This is a genomic window from Nonomuraea sp. NPDC001684 (genome assembly GCF_053596515.1).
Window position 1 is genome coordinate 1 of sequence record NZ_JBSFGJ010000589.1, and the last position, 4816, is coordinate 4816.

6 protein-coding genes are annotated in these 4816 nt (G+C 76.5%); 1 reads left to right on the forward strand and 5 read right to left on the reverse strand.

The annotated features are described in order from the left end of the window. The first annotated feature begins 179 nt into the window (after window positions 1–179). Window positions 180–1292 carry an ABC transporter substrate-binding protein gene (locus ACWCSD_RS47880; protein ID WP_449925695.1) on the forward strand — a complete coding sequence of 371 codons (1113 nt, stop codon included), beginning with the start codon at window positions 180–182 and terminating at the stop codon, window positions 1290–1292. A 17-nt stretch (window positions 1293–1309) separates the two neighbouring features. Here the strand turns inward: ACWCSD_RS47880 and ACWCSD_RS47885 are convergent, their stop codons facing one another. From ACWCSD_RS47885 to ACWCSD_RS47905, 5 genes are all read right to left on the reverse strand, one after another. Then, entirely contained in the window at window positions 1310–2179 is an 870-nt protein-coding gene (locus ACWCSD_RS47885) for an N-acetyltransferase family protein (protein ID WP_449925697.1), read from the reverse strand. A 59-nt stretch (window positions 2180–2238) separates the two neighbouring features. Then, complete coding sequence (locus tag ACWCSD_RS47890) at window positions 2239–3159, reverse strand: hypothetical protein (RefSeq protein ID WP_449925699.1); 921 nt, start codon at window positions 3157–3159, stop codon at window positions 2239–2241. Next, on the reverse strand, window positions 3156–4196 hold the full coding sequence (locus tag ACWCSD_RS47895; RefSeq protein ID WP_449925701.1) for a hypothetical protein: 1041 nt from the start codon (window positions 4194–4196) through the stop codon (window positions 3156–3158). Before ACWCSD_RS47895 ends, ACWCSD_RS47890 begins: the two co-directional genes overlap by 4 nt. Next, entirely contained in the window at window positions 4189–4677 is a 489-nt protein-coding gene (locus tag ACWCSD_RS47900; RefSeq protein WP_449925704.1) for an RNA polymerase sigma factor, read from the reverse strand. The genes ACWCSD_RS47895 and ACWCSD_RS47900 overlap by 8 nt, the downstream gene beginning before the upstream one ends. Continuing rightward, on the reverse strand, window positions 4626–4816 hold a 191-nt coding region (locus ACWCSD_RS47905), incomplete at its 5' end, for a hypothetical protein (RefSeq protein ID WP_449925702.1). The genes ACWCSD_RS47900 and ACWCSD_RS47905, both read right to left, overlap by 52 nt.

Consider the following 4816-nt stretch of genomic DNA (forward strand, 5'->3'; position numbering starts at 1 on the left):
CATCCATCTCGCAAAATAACGGAGAGTCACCGCGGAAGGACGACGCCACGCGCGGCGGGCGGTTCAAGATCGCCGTACTCCGGCCGGGGACGGCCCGCACCCCGGCCCCGGCGCCGTCGCGACGCCGCGATCCCGGCATACTGGGCCATCGGATCATCACGTCCAGGGAGATCATGCGCATGAGCACGCCGTCGTCGCAGCCGGGGGCCGAGCGGGCCGGCGGGCCGTCCGTCCGGATCGGCGCGCTCGCCCCGCTCACCCCGCCCGGCTGGGTCGAGGCGGGCCGCCACCTGCTCGCCGGGCTGGAGCTGGCCGTGCGGGACGTCAACGACGCCGGCGGCATCGGCGGCCGGCCGCTGGAGCTGGTGGTCCGGGACACCGCCGCCGATCCGCGGAAGGCGGCGGCGGCCGTGGACGAGCTGGCCCGGCTCGGGGTGGCCGCGCTGACCGGCGAGTACCACAGCGTGGTCGCCCGGACCGCCGCCGCCCGTGCCGAGGCCGTCGGCCTGCCGTTCCTCTGCTCCTCGGCGGTCCTCGACGCGCTCACCGAAGAGCCCGCGACGTGGGTCGCGCGCCTGGCCCCCGCGCAGTCGCGCGGGTGGCGGATCTTCGCCGACTTCCTTCTGGGCGCGGGCCACGAGCGCGTCGCGGTGGCGACGCAGCCGAGCGTCTACTGGGCGTCGGGGCTCGGCGTCCTGCGCGACCGCCTCGCCGCCCGCGGCGGCACGGTCACCGAGCTGGACATGACCGCGCTCACCCCCGCGGCCGTGTGCGACGAACTCGCCCGCGACGGCGCGACGGCGCTGCTTCTCCTGGTCGGCCACCCGGAGCCGGCGGTGCCGATCGTGCGGGCCGTGCGCCGCGACCGGCGCCTGGCCGGGACCCTGATCGGCGCCCCGGCCGGGCAGCCGGAGTTCCCGGGGTGGGCCGAGTCGCTGGGCGACGACGGCGCCGCGATCCCGTTCCTGCGCTACCTGCCCGAGAGCCTGAGCCCTCTGGGCGTACGGGTGGCGGCGGCCCTGCGCGAGCGGCTGGCCGCGACGCCGTCGTTCGTCGCCTTCGAGGGCTACGACACGGCCACCGTGGTGGCCGAGGCGCTGCGGTCGCACGGCGTGGACCGCGCGGCCGTCGCCGGATCCTGGCCGCACGTCGCGGTCGAGGGCACCCGGGGGCCGATCCGGTTCTCCCGCGCGCCGGGCATCGGCGTCTGGCAGTGGGCCTGGCCCCCGATCCAGGTCGCCGACCGCGACCCGGCGAACCCGGCGCACTTCCGCACCCTGCACACCGCCTGACCGCCGCGCGGGACGCCTCAGGAGGGGTGGCGGGACACGTCGTGTCTCACCGTCAGCCGTTCGAGGCCGGCCGACCGGTAGGTGGCGACGGCACCGGCGTTGGAGCTCGGGCAGCACACGAGCACGCTGGACGAGCCGGCCTCCCGCAGCGCGCGCGCCGCGGCGACCGTGATCGCCCGGCCGTGCCCGCGCCCCCGGTGGTCCCGGTGCACCCCCATCGGCTCGATCAGCCCCGGCCTGCCCGCACCGGCCGACCACACCGCCACGGCCGCCACCGCCGCGCCCTGGTCGTCGCGGGCGAGCAGGCACCGCGCGCCGGCGTACGGGACGCCCGCCGCCATCGCGTGCCAGCGCTCCTCGGTGAAGGTCGAGCCGTCGAACGACGCCCGGATGACGGCGGCCCACTCGGGCGCCTGCTCCGGCCCCACCGCCTCGACGTGCACGCCGGGATCCGGGACAGGCGCGCCGAGGTCGCGCCCGAGCACCGTCCACGGGTCGTCGGCCGCCCAGCCGTCCTTCAGCAACAGGTCCCGGACCAGCGCGCCCGGCGGCGACTCGACGTACGCCCGCCCCTCGGGCAGCACCCCGCGTGCGGGCTCCGACACGTCGCCGGCCACCCGGCGGGCCAGCTCCTCGTCCTGGGCCGCCCCCGGCGCGAACGCCAGCCGCAGCAGGTCGGCGCCGTCCAGCAGCCCGGCCGCGACGACCTGCCCGGCCCGGCTCCAGGTCAGGGTGGCCGCCGCCGTGCGCCCCTGGCCGAACCGCCAGAACCATCCCAGGTCGCCCGGATGCAGTTGCACGGGCTCTCCTTCGCGCTGCCACTCCCCCAGCAGCCGCACCACGTCGCCGAGCCCGTCGATCCCCGGCCGGCCCGTCTCGATCGTCATCCCCCGATCAGACACCATCCGGCCCGCCCTGCGCACCCGGATTTCCCGCGGCAGGGCGGCTAGGGAACCCGCGGGGCCGCGAGCCGGTCGTCGGTCCAGGCCGCCGTGATCGTCGTGACGCCGGTCTTGCCGAGCACGGGCTTGCCGCCGTCCTTGAGGTCGGTGTACTCGGCCAGCACCGTCATGGCCGTGGTGTCCACGACGTACTGCTGCCGCAGCACCGCCCCCTTGCCCGCGAGTACCGGCAGCGCCAGCTTCCGGCCGGAGCGGCCGAGCGGGTCCTTGGCGTCGCCGAGGTCGTCCACGCCCTTGGTGGTCCTGAGCACCTGGTAGGCGGCGGCTCTGACCTTGTCAGGAGCCGGGACCGCGTACAGCAGGGTGACGGCCTCCTCGGCGACGTACCGGTCGCGATGGTCCAGCCAGTCCTGCTTGCGCGCCTTCGGGTCGGTGGTCGTGGCCTCCTGCGCCGCCTTGTCGATCCAGGCGTCGACGTCGGCGGTGAGGTACGCGCGCAGCCCCTCGGCGTCCGCGGGCAGGGACTGGAGCTGCTGGGGGCTCACGTACTTCTCGTCGCCCAGCCGGAAGCCGGGCGGGCGCTTCTCGGCCACGAGGGTGCCCTTGCCGGGGGCGGTGGACAGGCGGATCTTCATGCCCTCCGTCCGGTACGCCCAGCTCGTCGGCGAGCCGTCGGCGCGCCAGGCCGCCTCGTCCTTCGCGGTCGCGGGCCTGGAGCCCAGGTCGCGGTACCCGTTCCAGCCCTTGCCGTCGGGCGACGACCAGTGGGTGCTGACGTTGCGCTGGGTCAGGTGGTAGCCGCTGCCGACCGGGCGGGGATGGACGCTGGTGCGGATCGACTCGACCCGCCAGTACGCCCCCTTGGGCGCGTCGGCCGAGGCCGGGACGGCGGTGGCGGCGGCGGTACCGGCGATGCCGGCGGCCAGCGCCAGACCGGCGGCGGCGAGGGCACGGGTGTGTCTCATCGGTTCTCCTTCAAGGGGTTGACGTCCGCCCAGCGGCTGTCCTTGATCGCTACGTACGTCAGGAGCAGGCCGTCGGCGGCGGAACGGGTTTCGACGGAAAGCGGGCTGCCGGAGACCGGGTCGATCACCAGCCGGGTCCTGGCCGCGCCCGGCCGGGCGGTCGGGGCGAACTCGCCGGCGTCGTACTCGACCGCCTGACCGGCGCGGCCCAGCACGTCGGTCACCGGCCCGACGGCGGTGACGCCGGGGAGGGAGGCGAGCAGCCGGTACGCGGCGGCCCTGGTCCGGCTCGTCACCGGCGCGAACAGCAGGAGCCGCGCCGCCGCGTCGACGGTCGCGCGGTCGTCGGAGCCGAGGTACGTCCGCAGCGCCTCCGGCGTGTCGGGCACCTCGCCGGCCTTGGTCAGCGGCTTGCCCGCGGTCAGGACGCGGAAGTCCCAGTCCTCGGTGGACCAGGTGCGCGGCGGGCCGGGCCGGGCCCGCACGACCCCGGTCCGGCCGTCCTCCGCCGGCTGGTCGAAGGTCCAGGACGTGGGCGAGCCGTCGGCGGCCCAGGCGGCCTCGTCCTGCGGTGTCGCCGGCACGATCCCCTGCGGGACCTTCCGGTACCAGGTCAGGCCCTCGGGGTCGGCCGGGATCCAGGTCTCGACCGACTCGCTCTCCCGCAGCACGTACCGGCCGCCGGGCTCGTGGAACAGGCGGCCGCGCACCTCCGTGCCGCCCCACCAGGCGCCCGCGTCCGGCAGCGCGGCCACCGAGTCCGCCGCGACCAGCAGGAACCGTTTGCCGTCCGCCTGGGTGAGCGCGGCCGGGCGGGCGGGCCCGTCCGGCGTGGGCATGAGCCGCGGGACGGCGATCGCGGCGGCGGCGGCCGCGGCCAGGAGCACCGCCCACGCGCGCCGCCTTGTGGTCCGGCCCGCCGGACGGCGGCGTTCCCGGGCGACGGCGGCGTCCAGCCGGGCGCGGCCGGCCCGCTCGATCTCGGGTCGCAGCGGCGGTGCGGGCAGCAGGTCCCGGAACGCCCGGTAGTCATCCATCCGAGCCTCCGTGCAAAGGGTTGACGCCGCCGAGGGCGGCCCGAAGTTTTCTGCGCACCCGCGACAGGCGCGAGCCGACGGTTCCGTACGGGATGTCGAGGGCCTGGGCGACCTCTTCATGGCTCAGCTCGGCCAGCGCGCTGAGCAGCAGCACGTCCCGGTCGCCGTCGGGCAGCGCGCGCAGCTCGGCGGCGAGCCGGCCCTGTTCGCTCTGGGCGTCCACGCGGATGACGACGCGCTCCTCGTGGCCGTGCTCGGGCTCCTCGTGCGCGCCCGCGCTGCGTTGCAACGCGGCCAGCCGCCGGGCCTCGGTGCGCCGGTGCAGGGCGATCAGGTTGCCGGCGAAGCCGTACAGCCAGGGGCGGACCGTGCCGCGCCGGGGGTCGAACGTCGCGCGTTTGCTGAAGGCGGCCAGGAAGACCTCGGCGGTCAGGTCGTCGGCGGCCTGCCGGTCGAGCCGGCGGCCCAGGTAGGCGTGGATCTCGCCGACGTACCGGTCGTAGAGCTCGCCGAACCGCTCGGGGTCTGGGGACGGGCGCGGCCGGCGTGCAGCTCACGCTGACCGCGTTCCTCACCGGGCTGGCGCTGGGGCAGCTCGTCATCGGGCCGCTGTCCGACCG

Excerpts from the sequence above, each read along its gene's own strand:
- ACWCSD_RS47885 (WP_449925697.1), bottom strand. The coding sequence starts at position 2,179 with ATGACGATCGAGACGGGCCGGCCGGGGATCGACGGGCTCGGCGACGTG.
- ACWCSD_RS47890 (WP_449925699.1), bottom strand. The coding sequence starts at position 3,159 with ATGAGACACACCCGTGCCCTCGCCGCCGCCGGTCTGGCGCTGGCCGCC.
- ACWCSD_RS47895 (WP_449925701.1), bottom strand. The coding sequence starts at position 4,196 with ATGGATGACTACCGGGCGTTCCGGGACCTGCTGCCCGCACCGCCGCTG.
- ACWCSD_RS47880 (WP_449925695.1), top strand. The coding sequence starts at position 180 with ATGAGCACGCCGTCGTCGCAGCCGGGGGCCGAGCGGGCCGGCGGGCCG.